This is a genomic window from Massilia scottii (assembly GCF_030846495.1).
In the GTDB taxonomy this organism is placed as follows: Bacteria; Pseudomonadota; Gammaproteobacteria; order Burkholderiales; family Burkholderiaceae_D; genus Telluria_A; species Telluria_A violaceinigra.
The window spans coordinates 26598-46665 of the sequence record NZ_JAVCWM010000023.1; the positions used below are offsets into that span (position 1 = coordinate 26598).

Genomic DNA, 20068 nt, shown 5'->3' on the forward strand with positions numbered 1-20068 from the left:
GCCGCCATGCCGGGTCAGAACTTGTAACGCAGCCCGGCCAGCACTTCGCGTCCGGTCACGTTGTTGACCACCACGCTGTTGCGGGCGCGGCTGGCGAACTGGTCGTTCTCCTCGTTGGTCAGGTTCACGCCTTCCAGGGTCAGCTCCAGCTTGTCGTTGACCTTGTACGATAGCGACACATCGACGTTGAAGGTCTTGTTCTTGCCCTCGACATCGTTGTTGTTCTGGCCCGGCACGCGCGTGACGAAACCGGCGCGCTGCGAGGTCGATACGCGTGCGCTCAACTTGCCGTCATCGTAGTACACGGTGGCATTCCACGATTTGGGCGACAGGTTCAGCAGGTCGTCGGTGACGGTCTGGTTGCTGGCCGGCGAAACCACGTATTCCATCTTCGACTTGACATAGGTGTAGTTCAGCAAGCTGCCGAAGTTGCGGCCCCAGCCCGGCAGGAAGGTGAACGGTTGCTGGTAGTTCAGTTCCAGCCCGCGCAGCTTGCCGCCTTCGGTATTGATCGGCGCCGTGAACTGGAAGACTTCATCGCCCGTCATGTTGGTCGGCAGCAGCGACAGCGGCAAGCCCGTATCCTTGAACTTCACATCGTTGCGGATGCTCTGGATGTAGGTGGCGATGTTCTTCTGGAACAGGCCCAGGCCGATGAAGGCGTTCTTGTCGAAGTACCACTCGAAGCTGGTGTCGAAGGCCTTGGCGCGGAAGGGTTTCAGCATCGGATTGCCGCTGGTGATCGACAGGGTGCCGGTGGTGGCGACGCTGCCGCCCGGCGTCAGATTGGCCAGCTGCGGCCGCGACATTACCTTGGCGGCGGCGCCGCGCACGATGAAATTCCTGGTGATATTGGCGGCGATGTTGAACGATGGCAGCACGTCGTGGTAGTCGTTGTCGACCGTGACCGCGGTGCCGTTGCCGACGGCCTGGTAGCCGGTCGAACTCTGCTGCGTCTCGACATAGCGCACCCCCAGGTTGCCGCGCAGCGGAATGCCGCCCAGCTCGCTGGTGAACTCGCCCATCAGGAACAGGCCGTTGTCTTCCTCGCTGACCGAGCGGTTGTTGCCGCGCGCATTGGCGTTACTGATCGACGACAGGGTGAAGTCGCCGGGGCCGCCGGCCGGACCGCTCTTGATGCAGTTGCAGTAGATGTCGTAGGCCTGGGCGATGGCGTTCAGGTTGGGCAGCACCCAGGCGGTCGGTGTGCCGGCCGGCATGCCGAGACCCTTGCCGAAGCCGTTGATCTGGGTGCTCAAGCTGGCCGCCGATGCGCCCGCCGGCGCGGCGAAGATGGTGTCGCCCTGGTTCACGCGGCGGAATTCGTAGGAATCGAATTCAAACTTTTTATAGTCGGCGCCGGCTTTCAGGGTGAACTTGTCGGGCACCACGTCCCAGGTGAGGTCGATGTGGCCGACGTCGTTGCGGTTGTTGGCGCCTTGCGGACGCATGCGGATTTCGCTCGGGCTGGTGTTGGGGATGCTCGATGGCTGGGCGCCGCTGGCCACCTGCGGCACGCCGACTATTCCCAGCGCGCCGCCCGGCTGGCTGACGTTGAACGGGTAATTGATGCTCGGCAGGCGGTCGTTGCCGCGCAAGTCGATGCGGTAGCCGTTGACGTTGAGCGCGTCGAGCGTGGTGGTGGTCTGGATCGGATTGCGGAACTTGGAGGTCGCGCGGCCGACCCGGGCGTTCAGGCGCATGGTCTGGTTCAGGTCGTGCTCGAACGTCAGGGTCGGCTGGGTAAAGGTGGTGTTGAGTTCGTCGTAGCGCGATTCGGCGCGGATGTCGACCCCGTTGTAGGTGCCGTGCAGGAGTGCGCCGTTGGGCGCGTAGGCGGCGTCGATGACGCTGGTCTGGGGCTTGCCGCCCTGGGTGCCGCCGCGGCTGAACGAGGTGGCCTGCAGATAGTCTTCCTGGCGCGTGGCGTCGAGCTTGGAGTACAGCATATCGAGCGTCAGGCGCGTGCCGGCGACCGGACGCCACTGGACCGAGGCGGTCAGGCCGAGGCGGTCCTGGTCGTGCGTCAGGCGGCCGTAGCGCGGAATGCGCGGGGCGAAGTTGCCGGCGCTGCTGGCGGCGTTGTAGGCGGCTACCGCGCCCGGGCTGTTCGGCAGGCGCGCCACGCCCTGGGCTGCCGGGCCGCAGGTGGTGGCGGTCGAGTTGGCCGGGTTGGCGGCCATGCCCATCGGCGCGCACCAGCCGCCCGAGGAGGGGCCGTTATCCCAGCGCACGGTGCTGAAGCCTTCTTCATACACCTGGCGCCTGGAATAGGCGCCCGAGACCAGCACGCCGAGCTTGCGGTCGGCGAAGGTGTTCGAGAGCAGGAAGGCGACGCGCGGATCGGTTTTTTCGGACAGGTCGTTGTAGCGGCCCTTGAGCATGACGGTCGCGTTGAAACCCTTCAGGTCGAACGGGCGCATGGTTTGCAGGTCGACCGTGGCGCCGAGCGAGCCTTCGTCGACGTCGGCCGAGGAGCTCTTGCGCACAGTGAGGGAACTGAACAGTTCGGCGGCGAAGACGTTGAAGTCGAAGCCGCGCGAGCGGTTGGCGCCGCCCGAGCTGTCGGTGCCGCCGGTGGTGGCCAGGCCCTCGACGCCGTTGATGCGCACGCGGGTGAAATCCTGGCCCAGGCCGCGCACGGTGATGTTGCGGCCTTCGCCGGCATCGCGGTCGATGACCACGCCGGGGACGCGCTGCAGGGACTCGGCCAGGTTGGTGTCCGGGAACTTGCCCATGTCTTCGGACTTGATGACATCGACGATGCCGAAGTCTTCTTTTTTCTTGTTGAGGGCGCTCTCGAGCGAGGCGCGCAAGCCCGTCACGACGACGGTCTGGGCTTGTTCGGCGGGAACGGCGCTGGTCTGGGCATAGGCCCCGCTGATCGCCATGGCTGTGACGGATGTGCTGCCCACGAGGCGCACGGCGAATTTGCCGAGCGCGCGGGTCTGGTCGGTGATGCGCATGCTGCTGTCTCCTATCGTTATTAGAATACAGCCGGATGCCGCGCGGTCTTGATGCCGCTGATCCAACAACCGGCCGGGTTACCGCCGCGCCGATTTGTCCGTCATTCCCGCGAAGGGCTCGCCGCCCGCGCGGTAATGACGAGAGTTCCCGTGGCGCCTGGCTTTTTGCTGCCAGTTAATTAAGCGGTTGACCAATTCTAGGCCGGTTTATAAATTTGCACAATTGGTCAGACCAAAATCTTGTTATGGTCCGACCGATTTGTGGTTTTTATGGCGTAACGGCCACGTTCACAGTGACCGGATTGCCCGCGCGCGCCGCCGCCGCGACCAGGTAGCGTTCCCAGTCCTGGCCCGTGAGGATCTCGCCCGAACGGCTCCACGCCGCGCCCGCGTAATAGCGCAAGGGCTGGCCCGAGGCGACCGGCGCGACCACCAGGTGGTTGAGCGGGTCTTCGGTGAAACCGGTGGCCGACGGCAGCACGATGGCGGTGCCCATGGCGCCGTTGCTGGCCTGCTCCACCCACTGCATCAGGATGCCCGGCGCCTTGTTGCCGGCCTTGATGGTCGGATTCTGGCCCTTGTCGGTCGGGGTCTTGTTCAGGCCCAGCGCGACGTCGATGCCCGCCTTGCCGGCGAAGGTGAAGGTGCTGTCGATGCGGTCCAGATAGTGCCCGGCGTCGACCGTGAAGCGCTTGACCTCGGACACGGCGGTGCCGCCCGCGTCCCAGCTGTCGTAGCTGAGCTCGAAGATGGCGCGCACCGGGCCGTTGGCCAGCACTTTCCAGCCGCTGAAGTTCCTGCTGGTGAACAGCACGGTGCCATCCCACACCCCGCTGCCGCCGGCGCCGCGCGTCTTGCCGACGTTGTACATGTCCATGCCTTCGCCTTCATCCTTGTGATAATGGTCGTGGCCCTTGTTGTACCAGCGGTCGACGACCGGATACGGCACTCGCTTGAACCAGATATCGAGCCCGCTGGTGACCAGCACTTCCTTGGCGCCGGGGCTGGACGCCGGCGCGCCCAGGGCCGGGCCGTAGGTGCGGTGCGCCAGCTTGTCGTTTTCCCAGGCGAAGTCGTCCAGCCGCTCCGGCACGAAGCGGGCGAAGGCCTTCACCGGAAACGGCGGCGCCACCGTGTCGATTTTCTCGACCGTGAAGATGGCGCGCTTCTCGCCGGCCGCGAAGCTGTGCTGGAAAATCAGCTCGCCGTAAGCGATGCCGACGTTTTTCGGGTCCTTGGCCAGCGGCGCGATATTGGTCACCTGGTAAGGCAAGACGCGGCCGGCCGCATTCTTGACGGCGATGCGCTGGATCAGCGCGCCGGGCAGGGCGCGGTTGATCTCGCTCCACGGCAGGACGATGGTTTCCGACGGCCGTTCGATGTCGAGCTCATGGCTGACAGTGATGGTGGCCGCCGGGCCGGCCTGCACCAGCGGGGACGCCGCCGCGGCGGCCAGGACAAAGATGGCGAGTGATTGGGACATGGCGCTCTCAGTGATGTTCGCGGTAGTTGGTCTGGCCGGCACCCTTGGGCATGTAGTGATAGGTGCGCACCTTGTGCTGGACTTCGACGTTCGGGTTGTTGATCAGCTTGATCATCTCGGCGCCCGCCAGCAGGGTCGGGCCGTAGCCGTGCAGCGCGAACGGGCTGGTGGGGCGGTTGTAGTAATACACCTGGTCGCTGGCGAAGGTGGTGCCGACGCAGGTGCCTTCGACCTGGCCCTTGTCGTTGATGCGGGTCGACAAGCCGGCCCAGCCGGCCTGGGCGATGGAGCCGTAGGTCGTCGGGCTGATCCAGCCCTGGTTGATCGCGTGCGCGAAGACGTAGACGAACATCGCGCTGGCCGAGGTTTCGAGGTAGGAATCGTTACGGTCGAGCATCTGGTGCCACAGGCCGCTGCCGGACTGGCGCTCGCCGATGCTTTTCAGGGTCGTGCGCAACTGCGCCAGCACCTGGGGATAGCCGGGATGGTCCTTCGGCAGCACGTCGAGCAGGTCGGACATGCTCATCACCGCCCAGCCGTTGGCGCGCGCCCAGTAGAAATTCGGCGCGTCGGTGTTGTTGGCGTTCCAGCCGTGCGTGTACAGATTCTGCTGCTTGTTGAACAGGTAGCCGCTCATCTGCAGCACGTTCTTGACGGCGTCGTCGAAATGGGCGCGCTTGCCCGTCATGCGCCCCAGTTCGGCCAGGGCCGGCACCGACATGTACAGGTCGTCGGCCCACAGCGAGACCGCTTGCGGACGCTCGCGCGCCATGGTGCCGTCGGGCAGGCGGAACTGCTTGTTGACCACCCAGTCGCTGCAGGTGGCGATGATGTGCGACAGGTCCGGGCCGATTTTCAGGGCACGCGCGCGCATCATGGCGGCGCACATGGAACCGGCGTCGTCGAGCGCGCGCGGGTCGAGGAAGCGCGAAAAGCTGTTGCCGCGTTCGAGCTTGAATTGGTTTTCCTGGGCGCGGAAGTAGGGCAGTTTGTCGGCGAAGAAATTGAAGTGGCGCGCGGTCAGGTCGGTGAAGCGCTTGTCGCCGGTCACTTCCTGGGCCTTGACCATGCCGGCGTGGACCACGCCCATTTCGTAGACCATGATGCCCATGTCCGAATGGCTCGCTTCGGTGATGGCGGTGGCGACCGGTTTCTTGAAGTCGAGAATCGGCGCGCCGGTTTTTTTGTCGACCACGCGGGTCGGCGTGGCCGTTTCCATGAAGTCGCGGATGCGGTGCAGCGAGGCGGTGATCTCGGCCACGACGGGCTTTTTGTACGGGACCGGGTAGGTGCCTTCGCCCGGGTCGCTCAGGTTCTTGTTGTCCGGATTGCGGTACGGGCCTTCGGCTTGCGCCTGGCTTCCCATGACGGCGACCGCGGCGATGGCGGCAAACAGTTTAAGTGCTGTATTCACATTGTCCCCTGTTATCAGTGATGATTTTTTAAGCGCTATTTGGTCAGGCCATTCTAGTTTGGTCAGGCCAAATGTGCAAGGCGGACTAGCCACTTCCGCCGCCCCATGGCATACTTTATCGACACGTGGATGAACTGGGAAGGTCGGCAATGCGCAATGCTGTTCGAGGCTTGGGAGTTGTATTGACGAGCGCATTGGTGTTCGGGTGCGCGGGTGTGACGCCGGCGACCGTGCCCAATGCCGTCACCGCCGCCGTGCCCGCCGCTGTTCCGTACAATGCCGCGACCACCTACGCCAAGCTGGTCAAGGCCTATCCCTTCATTCAGATCGCCAACACCCGCCCAAACGCGGAGATCGTCACCATCGGCGGCATGGGTTACGTCCGCCGTGGCGTGCATCTGTTGCAGCTGGACCTGTTCCTGCCGCCGCAAGCGACGCGCGATAAAGCACCGGTGGCGGCGGTCGTGCTGGTGCACGGCGGCGGCTGGCGTTCCGGCGAGCGCAGCAACATGGCGCCGCTGGCGGCTCGCCTGGCCGCGCGCGGCATCGCCGCCGCCGTGATCGACTATCGCCTGGCAGACGAGGCGCGCTACCCGGCCGCCATCCACGACGTCAAGTCCGCCCTGCGCTGGATGCGCGCCAACAGCGCGGCACACGGCATCGACCCGCAGCGCATCGCGGTGGCCGGCGGCTCGGCCGGCGGGCAGATCGCCAGCCTTGTCGGTGTCACCAACGGCATGGTCAAGTTCGATCCCGATGGCGCCGGCAGTGCCGTATCGAGCGCCGCGCAGGCGGTCATCAACATCGACGGCCTGTCCGATTTCACCTCGCCGGCCGCGCGCGCGCATGAAGACGATCCGAAGAAAAAACCATCGGCGGCCGGTTTCTGGTTCGGCGGCAGCTACGCCGGCGCGGCCGCCCTGTGGCGCGAAGCCTCGCCCACCTTCTACGTCAGCCGCCACACGCCGCCCATGCTGTTCATCGGCAGCGGCCAGGCGCGCTTTGCGGTCGGGCGCGACGAGATGGCCGGCAAGATGCACGCCGCCGGCGTCGCCGCCAAGGTGGTGATGCTGCCCGACTCGCCGCACTCCTTCTGGCTGTTCGACCCGTGGATCACGCCCACGGCCGAAGCCATGGCCGACTTCCTGACGACCCAGCTTCCCATTCCAACAACAACGAGACAATGACCATGACAACAACTCACCTCTTGCGCCGGGCGGCGCTACTGATCCTGCCGCTGGCGCTGGGCGCCTGCCAGAGCACGCCGGCCACCCCGCAGCAGCCGTGGACGGCGGACCTGGGCAACGGCCAGTACCAGAACCCGATCCTGCACGCCGACTATTCCGATCCGGATGCGATCCGCGTCGGCGACACCTACTACATGACCGCGTCGAGCTTCAGCAACACGCCCGGCCTGCCGCTGCTGCAATCGACAGACATGGTCAACTGGGAACTGGTCGGCCACGCGCTGCCCAGGCTGGTGCCGGAGAATGTCTTCGCCACGCCGCAGCCGGGCAAGGGCGTGTGGGCGCCGTGCCTGCGTTTTCATGACGGCAAATTCTGGATCTTCTATCCCGATCCGGACTTCGGCATCTACGTCATCACCGCCACCAACTTCAACGGACCGTGGAGCGCGCCGCACCTGCTGGCCGGCGGCAAGGGCCTGATCGACCCGACCCCGCTGTGGGACAACGACGGCAAGGCCTGGCTGCTGCACGGCTGGGCCAAGAGCCGGGCCGGCTTCAACAACGTGCTGACCCTGCGCAGCATGGAGCCGGACGGACGCAGCTTGCTCGACACCAGCGGCCAGATCGTCATCGACGGCAACAAACTGCCGAACTACAAGACCCTGGAAGGGCCCAAGTTCTACAAGAAGGATGGCTATTATTATGTGTTCGCGCCGGCCGGCGGGGTCGAGGAGGGCTGGCAGTCGGTGTTCCGTTCGCGCAGCATCACAGGGCCGTACGAAGACAGGATCGTCATGGCGCAGGGCAAATCCAGCACCAACGGCCCGCATCAGGGCGCGTGGGTGACGGCGCAGGATGGCAGCGACTGGTTCTTCCACTTCCAGGACAAGCGCGCCTACGGCCGCGTGGTGCACCTGCAGCCGATGCGCTGGAAGGATGGCTGGCCGCTGATCGGCGAGGAAGTCGACGCCAGCGGCGTGGGCCAGCCGTTCCTGCGCCATGCCAAGCCGATGGCATCGGGCGTGGTGCCGGTGCCGCCGACCGGCGACGAGTTTTCAGGCACGGCGCTGGGACTGCAGTGGCAGTGGAGCGCGAATGGCGAGCCGCAGTGGTATTCGCTGGCGGCCCGGCCGGGCCAGTTGCGCCTGCAGGCGCAGCCGGGCAGCAATCTGCGCGAGATGGCGTCGGTGCTGACGCAGAAGCTGCCGGCGCCGGCGTTCACGGTCGACACGCGCATCGAACTGTCGGCCACGCGCGAGGGCGACCGTGCCGGGCTGGTGCTGCTGGGGATGAAGTATGCGTGGCTGGGGCTGCGCCGCGCCGGAAGCGGCTCGCAACTGGTGCTGGGCGTGTGCGAAGGCAACGAGCACGCATGTACCGAAAAAGACCAGCTGGTGGTGCCGATCGACGCCAACGCGGCCTGGCTGCGCATGACCATGGCGGACGGCGTGGCATCGTTCTCGTACAGCCTCGACAACAGCAAGTTCGTCGAGGCCGGCCAGCCGTTCAAGGCCAGCATGGGGCGCTGGGTCGGCGCGCAGATGGGCCTGTTCAGCACCGGGGGCACGCAGGCGCATGCGGATGTGGATTACTTCCGGGTCAGCAAATAGCCTGCTCCGCCGTTTCCGCCAATGGCAGAAACGACAAGCGGAAGGAAGCGCGCTTAAAACGCCGGGTCGTTGGCCGCCATGCGCGAACGGCGCCAGCGCCAGACGTTGAAAGCGGTCAGCGCGGCGGGCACGGCGGTGACGACCAGCCACGCGCTGGCATCCATCTCGCGCGTGATGACCACGCCGGCGCCGAGGGCGAAGGCGAGCAGGCCGCGCAGCAGGATCCAGTTGAGCTGGGCTTTTGAGTTCAGTTTTTGCATGGGTCGATTTCTGGTCAATATGGGCCCCGCAGGCGCGGGCAAAGGCGCCGCGGCGGAAACAGGCCGCTAGCGTATCACGAACGCCGTTCAGGGCGCCGCTTGACCAGGTTCCGGATGCCATCCGCGGCCGCCATCGAAGCTGGAAAACACCGCCGCGCGGGTGGACAGGGTCGCCGCTTCCTGGGCGCTGAGCACATAGCCGCCGGCGCGGCGTGACAGGTCGAGCGGTTTGCCGTCCAGGTCGGTACTGCCGAACTCGCGCCAGCCGCTGCTTGCTGTCGCGCTGGCGGGGTTGGGGTTGGGCGCTGGCGCGCGCGTCGCGTAGCGCTGCACGCCCTTGCCGGCCCAGCCGGCCGGGGCGATGTGTTCGCCCATTTTACAGTTGATGTAGGCCACGTTATCCCAGGTGGCCGCCGTGCCCGGGCTGCGCGCCAGGTAGGTGGCACCGGGCGGGATCGTGTTGGCCAGCGGGCCGGGACCGGGACCGTGGGTCAGCGCGCTGTTGAGGAATACGAAACCGGGATCGGATGCGTTGACCGTGCGGGCCTGCACCACGTAGCCGCCGCTGGACGGGTTGGCGCTGTCGCCGACCGAGCGCAGTTCGCTTTCCTCGAACAGCGCCGCGCGGTTCGCGCCCCAGATGAAGTCGACGTTGCCCTCGATCAGGGTGCGGTAGAACCAGGAATAGCCTTTTACCTGGATCGTATCCTGCTCGCTGAAAAAACTGGCGTTGCGCGCGATCAGGCGGCCGCCATCGTTGTTGAAGAAGACGGTTTCCGCCTGCCCCGCGATCCTGTCGGAGCGCAGGGTGGTGTTCTTGAGGGTGAGCGTGTCGAGCGTGAGCAGGTCCGACGTTTCGGCCATCAGCAGCGCGCGTCCGCCGGTGAAGGAGGGCGACTGCGGACCCTGGCTGAGGCCCGAGCCGGGGTTGTAGCCATCGTTGTTGCCGTTGTGGATGACGACGCCGTCGCGGCTTTCGCCCTTGATCGTCAGATTGTCCTTGCCGCGGATGAACAGCATCTCGTCGTAGCGGCCGTTCCCGACGGCGATGGTGACCGGCGTGGCCTGGCCGGCGTGCTGCATGGCGTGGTCGAGCGCGCCCTGCACGGTGCGGAAATCGGCCGGGCCGTCATCGTCCACGCTCAGCATGGGGCCGGCAGGGGCGGCGGCGCGGGTGCGAAAGGTCCAGCCGGCAGCCTTGCCGATGCCGGCGAAGGGTGCGCCGTTGATGGTGGCGTTGTCGAACACGCCCGGCTCGACCACCACGTAGTAGGCGCTGCCGTAAGCGAGGCGGTGGGCATGCGGGCGGATGGTGGCGCTGTTGCCGTCGATGGTGATCGGGGTGCGGCGGGTGTAGCGCCGCTGGTCCTGGCCTGGGTAGCCGATGGCCGCGACTTCATCGCCGGGGCGGATGATATCGACCAGCTTGTGGTCGGCCTGGCGGTAGATGCGCACCGAACCGGCGCTGCCGAGGCGGGGCGGCTGGTCGAAGCGCAGGCGCAGCGGGGTGTCGGTCTGGACCGCGTCGGCGCGGGCGGGCGGGATGATGGCGCCGGCGAGATCGGCCTTGTGGGCGGGCGGCGCGAAGGCGGGCGCGATGCTGGCGTCGATGATGCTCTGCACGCTCGGGTCGGCGACGCTGGCGAGAACGAGGCTGGCGCTGCCGGGTTTCTTTGGCGTGACGACGATGCTGCCGCCGCGCACGGTGGCGCTGGCCACGGCCGGGTTGCTGGAGCGGACCGTGAAGCGTGCCGGTGTGAGGCCGTCGCCGGAAAAGGCGCTGATGGGCAGCGTCGATGGCGGGTCGCCCGCTTGCGCCTTGAAGCTGCTGGCGGCGACCGCGGGTGCGATGCGCATCGGCTTGTTTGCCGGGTCGCCCACGCGGATGTTATCGAGCTCGAAGCTTTTGCCGCTGCTGTAGACGCCGACCGCGCCCGCGATGGCCGACGCAGGCACGGTGGCGGTGCTCAGTTTTTCGCCGTTGAGGTAGACGCTGAGCGCCTCGCCGGCCATCTCGAAGCGGACGGTGAGGAAGCGGCCCTCGCTGGCGATGGCGCGCCTGACCTGTTTCAGGCGGCTGAGTTTGCCGTGCTGCTGGCGCACGATATCGGCCTGGACGGTCGGGCTGGCGTCGCTGATTTGCAGGCCGGCGCCGAACCAGTTGTTCGCATCGACATGCCGGCCGAGCAAGTACAACTGGCCGGGCGGGCCGGGCAAGGCGCGGATGCGGGCCTCGACAAAATAGTCGGCGGCGGGCGGCACATGCGTGAACAGCGTGCGCACTGCGGCCGGGCCTTCGTCGAGATGAAGGGCCGTGGGCAAACCGGGGTCAGAGCTCTGACTCGAAACATTGCTAATTGGAGGTCTGACCCCGGTTGTAGGAGTTTTGAACCCTGTTTCGGCGACGGCGATGGGGGCGAGCAACAGGGACAGCAAGATCGGGGAGGTCAGACGCATGGACATAGCTCAGGGCTCAGGGGCAAAGGCGGGAAGCAGGGCGGTTGCAGGAAGGTTGAACCCTGTGTCGGCATGGCTCAGGGCTCGGGGGCGAAGGCGGGACGCAGGGCGGGGATTTGGCGGCGCAGCTCGCTCGCGACCATGCCGGAAAACAGCGCCGCGCCCTTGGCGCCAACGTGGGTGCGGTCGAAGCTGATTTTCGGGGTGCCTTGCGGTTCGATGGCTGCACCAGGCAGCGCGGCCACCGCTGTCGCCGCCGTCGCCGGCGCCGGCGACGCATTCGGGTCCGGCGGCGGCGCTTGCGCCAGGGTGTCGGCTTCGGCCGATCCCATCGCCTGCACCGCGTCGGCACTGATCTTGTTCAGGTCGATCAAAATGGCGCCGCTCTCGCGCGCCACGCGCCGCACTTGCGCTGCCCACGGACCGAGGTCGTCGCGCAAATACTGGCCCTTGAAGCTGCGCCGCGTCAGCGGCGTGACCAGCACCGGCACGCCGCCCAGCGCGCGCGCCTCGCTGACGTAGCGCGCCATATTGTGAGGGAACTGGGTGGCGAAGTCGGTCGAGCGCCCGGGTTTGCCCGGCTGGTCGTTGTGGCCGAACTGGATCAGCACGTAGCTGGCGCTGTAGGCCGCGCCGTCGCGCAGCAGCGCCTGCACCTCGTCCCAGCGCCCCTCGGCGCGAAAGCTGCCGGAGCTGCGTCCGCCGCGCGCGAGGTTGATGCAGGCCACTTGCGCGCGCAGGCGCTGGCACAGGGCGTCGCCATAGCCCGAACGGGTCGCCATGGTCGAGTCGCCGACGAGGATGATGCGCGCCGGCCGCGCCGCACCGTGCGCCGCCTGCACCGGCACGCTGGCAGCCACCGCCAGGCACGCCAGCGCAATGAGGGTGTGGACCGGTTTCATCGTCAGAAGGTGTAGTTCACGCGCACGTTGTAGGCGCGGCCGATCGGCTTGGCGATGTTTTGCGCGAATACCACGCGCGAACTGAGGCGCTGGTTCGACAGCGGCGGGTCGACATCAAACAGGTTGTTCACGCCCACGGTGAATTTGAGCTTCTTGTTCCACGCGTAGTTGGCCGTCAGGTTGTAGAGAATGTACGGCTCGATCTCGTGATAGAACGGCTGGCCCGGCTTCTGGCTCGGCAGGGCGTTGGTGTCGATGTAGCTCGACGTGTAGGAGTGGGTCAGCTGGGTGCCGAAGCCGCCTTTGCTCCACGACAGGCGCAGGTTGTGCTTCCACTTGAAGACGTAGGTGTTGGCCGAGGTGGCGCCGGTCGAGAGCGCGCCGGGCTGGCCGACACTGTCGAACCAGTCGCCGCCTTCTTCGTTCTGGCCTTCGTATTTGCTGACGTAGGTGCCGTCGAAGGACAGGCCGAAACGCCCCATGGTGGAAGTCGGCAGGGTGTAGTTCAGGCTGGCGTCGATGCCCTGGGTGCGCAGGCCGCCCATGTTCAGGCGCGTCTTGGTGATGTAGGCCAGGGTGCCGTCGGCGTTGCGCACGAACAGCTTGTTGTATTTGTTGACGTCGCCGAAGATCGTGTCTTCGGAAATCTGCGCGATCGTCCCTTTCATCTCGACGTTCCAGAAGTCGAGCGAGGCAACCAGGTTCTTGACCGGTTCGATCACGATGCCGGCGGTGAAGGTCTTGGACGTTTCCGGCTCCAGGCCGGGATTGGCGCCGGTCAGTACGGTCAGGGTGCTGCCGCAGACCTTGGCCGCGTCCAGGTTCAGGCCCGCGTACTTCGGATCGGTGGTGAGGGTGCCGGTGCCGCTGATGCCGGGCGTGGCGCTCGGGCACAGCACGGGATCATCCCATTTCGAGGTCGAGGGCACGCGCGTTTGCGGGGTGCCGTACAGCTCGGGCAGGGTCGGGGCGCGAAAACCCGTGCTGGCGGTGGCGCGCAGCATCAACGCTTTCGATGGCTCGTAGCGTACGCTGGCCTTGGGGTTGAAGGTGGTGCCGAAGTCGCTGAAGCGGTCGGCGCGCACGGCCAGGTTGACGTTGAGCTGCTTGGTGAACGGCGCGTCGAGCTCCAGGTAGGTGCCGAGCACGGTGCGCTCGCCGTGCGGGTAGCGGTTGGGCGTGCCGGAGACTTTGTAGACCACCGCGTCGCCGATGTCGCCGGACGCGTCGCGGTAGGTTTCGCGGTGCAGGTCGGCGCCGACCGCCAGCGCCAGCGCGCCGCCGCCCAGCGGCATCAGTTCGCGGTTGAGGGTCAGGTCGGGGCCGTAGTAGTGCACTTCGGCGCGGCGGTTGACCAGGCCGTCGGCGGAGATGCTGTCGAGGTAGGCTTTGCCGGCGTCGTCCTGCGGGCCGAAAGGATTGAGCACGCCGTCGGCCACGCCCTTGTACAGCCCGGGCGTGCGCAGGAAGCCGCTCAAAAACTTGACCGTGCGCTTGCTGTAGGCGTAGTTGAAGCCGGCCTTGTAGTCCCAGCCCTTGAACTGGCCTTCTTCGGTGAGCACCAGGCGGTGGCTGTTCTGGCGGTCGTCGGTAATGGCGGGGCCGAGTTCGTCCAGGCTCCAGGTCAGCGCCAGATCGGCGCCGTTCAGGCCGGCCACGGCGGGCACGCCGCCGGCGCCGCCCGGATACCATTTGCTGGCCTTGGTGATCATCAATGGCTTGCGCACGCCGGGATTGACCTTGTCGTAGTCGGTCTGGGCGCCGAACGGCTGGGGCGGATTGAGGGCGTCGATGTACGACTCGGAACTGAGCAGCTCGACCGTCAGCAGATTGCCGTCGCCGTGGCGCAGGCTGCCCTTGGTAAGCAACGTGGTTTGCTTGTTGTCGGCCAGCAGTTGCGGATACAGGGTCGGGTCGAGCACGCAGGTCTTGCTGCCGGCGCCGCTCGGCTTGGTCGAGGGCAGGCTGTACTGGCCGGGGTAGGGGGCGACGCAGCCGGCGGCGAAATACGGGTTGCCGGTGAGGCTGGTCGGCTTGCCGTTGGCGTAGACGGTGTAGTTGGCCGGCGAGGACGAGGAGCCGGAGGTGTTGCTGGTGAAGGCCGTGCCGCCCAGGCGGGCGATGTCGTCCGGGTCGCTGATGTTGGGGCGGTCGCGCTGCATCAGCGAGGTGCGTTTCTGGGTGTCGAAGGCGGCGTAGACGTTCCAGCCATCCTTGGCCAGGTCGCCGGTGCCGGTGGTGATGCTCAAGCGGCGCTGGTCGCCGCCGCCGCTGCGCTCGGGCGCCATGACGCTGGCGCTGACGGTGGTGTCGGAAATCGAGCGCCTGGTGATGAAGTTGACCACGCCGGCGATGGCGTCGGTGCCGTAGATGGCCGAGGCGCCGTCGCGCAGCACTTCGACTCTTTCGATGGCGCTCATCGGGATGACGTCGACGTTGATCGAGCTGTCGCCGATGGCTTCGTTGGCCAGGCGGCGGCCGTTGAGCAGGACCAGGGTGCGGTTGGTGTTCAGGCCGCGCATATTGATCATGGTGCCGCCGCCACCGCCGCCGACCGGTTCGTTGGTGGCGCCGACGGTGAGCGAGGTGGCCACTTCGGACATCGTGGTCAGGCCGCGGCTGACCAGCTCCTCGGATTTGATGGTGGTCAGCGGCAGGGCGTTTTCGCTCGCCAGGCGCTTGATGGAGGAGCCGGTGACTTCGACGCGGGCCATGGCGGCGTCGGCCTGCTGGGCGGCAGCCTGGTTCATCAGGGTCAGGACCGCGATGGCAATGGAGGATAGCAGCAGCTTGGGTTGCGGGAACCGGGATGATGTTGGCACGGCGAGTCTCCTGATTGGATTGTTTTTATGGTTAGACCAATTCTAGTTTGGCCTGACCAATTAATCAAGGTGGACTTGCCAATATCCTGTCGTTCCACCAATGGCGGAAACGACGAGGTGGGGTGGAAAGAAAAAGGTGTGGTGGTACTCTCGGAGTACGAGTGGAAAAACAACGCCCCGGCGGTTTACCCGCGCGAGAACGTGCGCGTCACCCGTTCCAGGTGCGCGCGCATGGCCTGGCGGGCGCCAGCCACATCATGGGAAGCAATCGCTTCCAGAATCTTGCGGTGATCGGTCAAGGTGGTCACGCGCAAATCCTCGGTCTGGAAATGCTCCTTGAGCTTGTGCCACAAACTGCCGCGCTGGTTCCACAAGTAATCGACCACGCCCACCAGCGCCGTGTTTCCCGTGGCGCGCGCAATCGCCAGATGGAAATTGCGGTCGGCCTGCTCGTTGCTGGCCCGGTCTTCATGGTGGTGCTCCATCTCCAGCACCGCCGTCAGAATCGCGTCGATGGCCGAATCGGTGGCCATCTTGGCCGCCAGCGCCGCCACTTCGGACTCGATCATGCGGCGCGCGGCCAGCACCTCGAACGGACCCGGCCCCACCTCGGGCACGTCGGCCTGCGCGGTGGCCTGCTCGCTCACATACACGCCGGAGCCGCCGCGCACTTCCACGATGCCGCTCAGTTCGAGCACGATCAGCGCTTCGCGCAGCGACGCCCGGCTCACGCTCAGCTTGGCAGCCAGGTCGCGCTCGGCCGGCAGGCGCTCGCCGGCCTTGATGCTCTCGTCGCGAATGAGTTCTTGAATCCGGGTGGCCACCACACGGTACAGGCGCGGCTCAGCCGAGTTCGATTCTTGCGGCGCAGAGGGTTTCTTCATTGATTGCTGGGTCCGGGGTAAGGCGTGAGGGAGGGTGTTCGCATGCTCGCCTGATTTTAGTTTGCTATGGCTAATGTTGCAAGGCTCTCCCCCCATGTGCGCGCTACCAGCTCGATTCGCGCTCCGGGGTCGATGAGATGTGGTGGATCGACAAATCGGCGCCCTGGAATTCCTGCTCGGGGTCGAGGCGCAAGCCCATGGCCTTTTTCAGCACCCCATACACCAGGTAGCCGCCGGCCAGCGCGATGGCCACGCCCAGCACGGTGCCCACCAGCTGCGAGGCGAACGACACGCCGCCGATGCCGCCCAGGCTTGTGAGGCCGAAGATGCCGGCGGCGATGCCGCCCCAGGTGCCGCACAGGCCGTGCAGCGGCCACACGCCGAGCACGTCGTCGATCTTCCAGCGGTTCTGGGTGAGGGTGAACATGGCCACGAAAATCGCCCCGGCGATGGCGCCGGTGGCCAGTGCGCCGAGCGGATGCATCAGGTCCGAGCCGGCGCACACGGCCACCAGTCCGGCCAGCGGGCCGTTGTAGGTGAAGCCCGGATCGTTCTTGCCGAGCACCAGCGCGGCCAGGGTGCCGCCGACCATGGCCATGAGCGAGTTGACGGCGACCAGGCCGTTCATCTTGTCGAGCGTTTGCGCGCTCATGACGTTAAAGCCGAACCAGCCCACCGCCAGAATCCAGGCGCCGAGCGCCAGGAAGGGAATCGAGGACGGCGGGTGGGCGGCAATGGCGCCGTTGCGCCCGTAACGTCCGCGCCGCGCACCGAGCAGCAGCACGGCGGGCAGGGCGATCCAGCCGCCCACGGCGTGCACCACGACCGACCCGGCGAAGTCGTGGAACTCGGCGCCGAAGGCCAGCTTGAGCCAGGCCTGGATGCCGAAGCGCTGGTTCCAGGCAATGCCTTCGAACAGGGGGTAGATGAAGCCGACCAGCAAGGCGGTGGCGATCAGCTGGGGATAAAACCTGGCGCGCTCGGCGATGCCGCCCGAGATGATGGCGGGAATGGCGGCGGCGAAGGTCAGCAGAAAGAAGAATTTGACCAGTTCGTAGCCGTTGCGCGCCGCCAGCACGTCGGCGCTGGCGAAGAAGTCGACGCCGTAGGAAATGCCGTAGCCGATGAAAAAATAGGCAATCGTGGAAACGGCGAAGTCGGCCAGGATCTTGACCAGGGCGTTGACCTGGTTCTTTTTCCTGACCGTCCCCAGTTCCAGGAAGGCAAAGCCGGCGTGCATCGCCAGGATCATGATGGCGCCGAGCAAGATGAAAAGCGCGTCGGCGGCGTGGTTGGTTCCGTTCATTGGACGATTCCCGATAAAGGTGCATGGAAGTGCTGCTGCCTTTAAAGAAAGCAATAATCGTTCCATTTTGGTGCGGCACCGCAAGCGCTTGATTTGACAGGGAAATACGCGCACCCGGCGGCTGGCGCCGGTGCGCGCGCACCACGGCGGCGCATCCGTTTTGGTGCAGCGTTCAGGCGCAGTGATTGTGGCTGCGCAGCAAAATATCGAACTGGGGCGCGGTCAGCGGCCGCGAAAACAGGTAGCCCTGGCCGAAATCGCAGCCGGCGGCGGTCAGCAGGTCGCGTTGTTCCTGCGTTTCGACGCCTTCGGCAATGACCTTGATGCCGAGCTTGTGGCCCATGACGACGATGGCTTCGCACAAGGCCAGGTCGTCCGAGCCGGCCACCATCTTGAGGACGAAGGACTGGTCGATCTTGAGGTAATCGATGTGGAATTTTTTCAGGTAGGACAGCGAGGAATAGCCGGTGCCGAAGTCGTCGATCGACATCTGGATGCCGCTTTCGCGAAACGAGAGCAGCTGTTCGCGAATGTTGTGGGTCGATTCCATGAGCATGCCTTCGGTGATTTCGACCACGATTTCGGTGCCGACATAGCGCCCCAGCACCGGATGGGCACGCACGTGCGGCGGATGGCAGGCGTGGCTGGCGCCGGGCGAGTGGCGCCGGAACTGGGCCGGCGACATGTTGACGCTGATCTGGAATTCGGGGTCGATGCTGCCGCGCCAGCGCATGGCCTGGTGGAACGCTTGCTGGAACACCCAGTCGCCGATGCTGATGATCAAGCCCGATTCCTCGGCCAGCGGGATGAATTCGGCCGGGCTGACCGGGCCGCGCAGCGGATGCTCCCAGCGCAGCAGGGCTTCGGCCTTGCGGATGCGCCCGCTCGCCAGCTCGACGATGGGCTGGTACAGCACCCGCAGCTGGTCGAGCGCGAGCGCGGCGCGCAGGTCGCTCAGGGTGCGCATCTTTTTCTGCGCGGCGCGCTGCATCGATTGCATGAAGTAGCCGAACTGGTTGCGTCCGCGGTTCTTGGCGGCGTACATGGCCTGGTCGGCGTTCTTGAGCAGGGTGTCGACGTCGGTGGCGTCGTGCGGGAACAGGGTGATGCCGATGCTGCCGGACAGGTACAGCGTTTCGGACTTGATGGCGAACGGTTCGGCCAGCGCGGCGAGCATGGCGTGGGCGACCCGCTCGACGCTGTCGAGGTCGTCGAGCTCGCCGAGGATGACGGTGAATTCGTCGCCGCCCAGGCGCGCCACGGTGTCGGCCTGGCGGATGCAGGCCGACAGGCGCGCGGCCACTTCGCGCAGCAGCTTGTCGCCGGTATCGTGGCCGAGGGTATCGTTGACTTCCTTGAAATGATCGATATCGATGAACATCAGCGCCAGCGGCAGGCCGGAGCGGCGCGATTTGCGCAGCTCGTGTTCGAGGCGGTCATGGAACATGCTGCGGTTGGGCAGGCCGGTGAGAAAGTCGAAATTGGCCTGGCGCCAGATGGTGTCTTCCGCCAGCTTCTGGTCGGTGATGCCGGAAAACATATTCACGCGGAACTTGACCTGGCCGCGCTCGTCGTAAATGGTGTCGACGCGCAGCCATTCGGCGCACTCGTCGCCGTTCTTGTGGCGCGCCCACACCTTGCCCTGCGCATGACCGGCCTTTTCCAGGCGCCGCAGCAGTTCGCAGTTGTGGGCCTGGCCCAGCACGCCGGCCAGCAGCATGCTGGCCGGCTGGCCGATCAGTTCCTGTTCGGTGTAGCCGCTGAGGCGGATAAAAGCCGGATTGACGGCGACGATGCGGCCGTTGGGCTCGGTGATCATGATCGCTTCGCCGATCGCCTCGTACACCATGGCCGACAGGTTCAGGGCGCGCTCGGTCTTTTTCCATTCGCTGATGTCGGTGGAAATGCCGATCACGCCGACCAGGCGGCCCTGCTCGTCGCGGATCGGCGAATCGGTCACGTGCATGGGGAAGGTCCTGCCGTTACGGTGGCGCACCAGGAATTCGCCCGACCAGCTGCAGCCGGCCTGCAGCCGCGCCATGATCTGGGCGGCCCGTTCGGCGGAGTTGTCGGCCGGGACCAGCTCGATGATGTTGCGTCCCAGCGCTTCGGCGGCCGACCAGCCGTAGAGTTTTTCGGCAAAGGGGTTCCAGTACAGGATGGTGCCGCCCACATCGGTGGCGATGACGGCTTGCTCGACCGAAGCCAGCAGGCTGGCCTGGAACTGGATCTGGCGCTCGCAGTTTTTGAGCTCGGTGATATTGTCATGCACCAGCACCACGGCCGGCACGCCGGCATGGTCGAGCGCGGTGATCTTGAGCGAGAACCAGCGCTGCTGGCCGGGCGCGTCGCAGGGATAGTCGAAGGTGGCGCTGCGGCGCCGCCCGGTCAACACGTCGCGTACCAGGACGCCGACCTGGGTGGCGTCGCGGCAGCCGGACGAGGCCGCGCGGTCGCACACGTCGAGGTAGTTGATGCTCTCGCAGACCCGGGATGGGTCGCCGCCATTGGCGAGGGCAAATTCACGCCACGCCTTGTTGGCCGACAGAATCGTGCCGCGCTGGTCGATCAGGACGATATGCTCCAGCAAAGCATCGATCGTGACCTCGGGGATGGAGTCGGGTAAGGCGGCTAGCATTGTCACACGGGCTCCTTGCGGCAGAGGAGGCGGAGTTCGTCCCGCATCCGCCAGTCGTGTAAGACAGTCGTGCTTCAAGAAAGTGCGGTCTTGTGTCAAATTATTTTGCCCCGGCGGCGCTGGCGGCCGCGGGACGATC

The 20068-nt window shown here is 66.0% G+C and carries 12 protein-coding genes; 2 read left to right on the top strand and 10 right to left on the bottom strand.

The window, feature by feature from the left end:
• Positions 1 to 14: 14 nt before the first annotated feature.
• The 3 genes from RBA41_RS25245 to RBA41_RS25255 all read right to left on the bottom strand — a co-directional run bounded on the left by RBA41_RS25245 (position 15) and on the right by RBA41_RS25255 (position 5863).
• Positions 15 to 2966, bottom strand: coding sequence for a TonB-dependent receptor (locus tag RBA41_RS25245; RefSeq protein WP_306626989.1), 2952 nt, complete (start codon positions 2964 to 2966; stop codon positions 15 to 17).
• 268 nt (positions 2967 to 3234) lie between these two features.
• Positions 3235 to 4449 carry a DUF4861 family protein gene (locus RBA41_RS25250; RefSeq protein ID WP_306626990.1) on the bottom strand — a complete coding sequence of 405 codons (1215 nt, stop codon included), beginning with the start codon at positions 4447 to 4449 and terminating at the stop codon, positions 3235 to 3237.
• A 7-nt stretch (positions 4450 to 4456) separates the two neighbouring features.
• A complete protein-coding gene (locus RBA41_RS25255; RefSeq protein ID WP_306626991.1) occupies positions 4457 to 5863 on the bottom strand; it encodes a glycoside hydrolase family 88/105 protein in 1407 nt (468 codons plus the stop codon).
• 182 nt (positions 5864 to 6045) lie between these two features.
• On the opposite strand from RBA41_RS25255, the gene RBA41_RS25260 reads away from it, so the two are divergent.
• Both RBA41_RS25260 and RBA41_RS25265 read left to right on the top strand, forming a co-directional pair.
• Positions 6046 to 7050 (top strand): alpha/beta hydrolase, encoded by a 1005-nt coding sequence (locus RBA41_RS25260; RefSeq protein WP_306626992.1) that lies wholly within the window; start codon positions 6046 to 6048, stop codon positions 7048 to 7050.
• A gap of 2 nt (positions 7051 to 7052) precedes the next feature.
• Positions 7053 to 8660, top strand: a complete 1608-nt coding sequence (locus RBA41_RS25265) for a glycoside hydrolase family 43 protein (protein WP_306626993.1) — start codon at positions 7053 to 7055, stop codon at positions 8658 to 8660.
• 53 nt (positions 8661 to 8713) lie between these two features.
• Here RBA41_RS25265 and RBA41_RS25270 read toward each other — a convergent pair whose 3' ends face one another.
• The 7 genes from RBA41_RS25270 to RBA41_RS25300 all read right to left on the bottom strand — a co-directional run bounded on the left by RBA41_RS25270 (position 8714) and on the right by RBA41_RS25300 (position 19929).
• Complete coding sequence (locus tag RBA41_RS25270) at positions 8714 to 8920, bottom strand: hypothetical protein (protein ID WP_306626994.1); 207 nt, start codon at positions 8918 to 8920, stop codon at positions 8714 to 8716.
• 87 nt (positions 8921 to 9007) lie between these two features.
• A complete protein-coding gene (locus RBA41_RS25275; RefSeq protein ID WP_306626995.1) occupies positions 9008 to 11242 on the bottom strand; it encodes a pectinesterase family protein in 2235 nt (744 codons plus the stop codon).
• A 212-nt stretch (positions 11243 to 11454) separates the two neighbouring features.
• Positions 11455 to 12279 (bottom strand): rhamnogalacturonan acetylesterase, encoded by an 825-nt coding sequence (locus tag RBA41_RS25280; RefSeq protein ID WP_306626996.1) that lies wholly within the window; start codon positions 12277 to 12279, stop codon positions 11455 to 11457.
• A 2-nt stretch (positions 12280 to 12281) separates the two neighbouring features.
• Entirely contained in the window at positions 12282 to 15101 is a 2820-nt protein-coding gene (locus RBA41_RS25285) for a TonB-dependent receptor domain-containing protein (RefSeq protein ID WP_306626997.1), read from the bottom strand.
• A 185-nt stretch (positions 15102 to 15286) separates the two neighbouring features.
• Positions 15287 to 15985: a FadR/GntR family transcriptional regulator gene (locus RBA41_RS25290; RefSeq protein ID WP_099874071.1), complete on the bottom strand. Its 699-nt coding sequence runs from the start codon at positions 15983 to 15985 to the stop codon at positions 15287 to 15289.
• A 103-nt stretch (positions 15986 to 16088) separates the two neighbouring features.
• A complete protein-coding gene (locus tag RBA41_RS25295) occupies positions 16089 to 17291 on the bottom strand; it encodes an ammonium transporter (protein ID WP_306626998.1) in 1203 nt (400 codons plus the stop codon).
• Between the two features lie 172 nt (positions 17292 to 17463).
• On the bottom strand, positions 17464 to 19929 hold the full coding sequence (locus RBA41_RS25300) for an EAL domain-containing protein (protein ID WP_306627059.1): 2466 nt from the start codon (positions 19927 to 19929) through the stop codon (positions 17464 to 17466).
• Positions 19930 to 20068 lie beyond the last annotated feature (139 nt).

Coding starts and splice junctions, on each gene's coding strand:
- RBA41_RS25245 (WP_306626989.1), bottom strand. CDS start 2,966: ATGCGCATCACCGACCAGACCCGCGCGCTCGGCAAATTCGCCGTGCGC.
- RBA41_RS25250 (WP_306626990.1), bottom strand. CDS start 4,449: ATGTCCCAATCACTCGCCATCTTTGTCCTGGCCGCCGCGGCGGCGTCC.
- RBA41_RS25265 (WP_306626993.1), top strand. CDS start 7,053: ATGACAACAACTCACCTCTTGCGCCGGGCGGCGCTACTGATCCTGCCG.
- RBA41_RS25270 (WP_306626994.1), bottom strand. CDS start 8,920: ATGCAAAAACTGAACTCAAAAGCCCAGCTCAACTGGATCCTGCTGCGC.
- RBA41_RS25280 (WP_306626996.1), bottom strand. CDS start 12,279: ATGAAACCGGTCCACACCCTCATTGCGCTGGCGTGCCTGGCGGTGGCT.
- RBA41_RS25290 (WP_099874071.1), bottom strand. CDS start 15,985: ATGAAGAAACCCTCTGCGCCGCAAGAATCGAACTCGGCTGAGCCGCGC.
- RBA41_RS25295 (WP_306626998.1), bottom strand. CDS start 17,291: ATGAACGGAACCAACCACGCCGCCGACGCGCTTTTCATCTTGCTCGGC.
- RBA41_RS25300 (WP_306627059.1), bottom strand. CDS start 19,929: ATGCTAGCCGCCTTACCCGACTCCATCCCCGAGGTCACGATCGATGCT.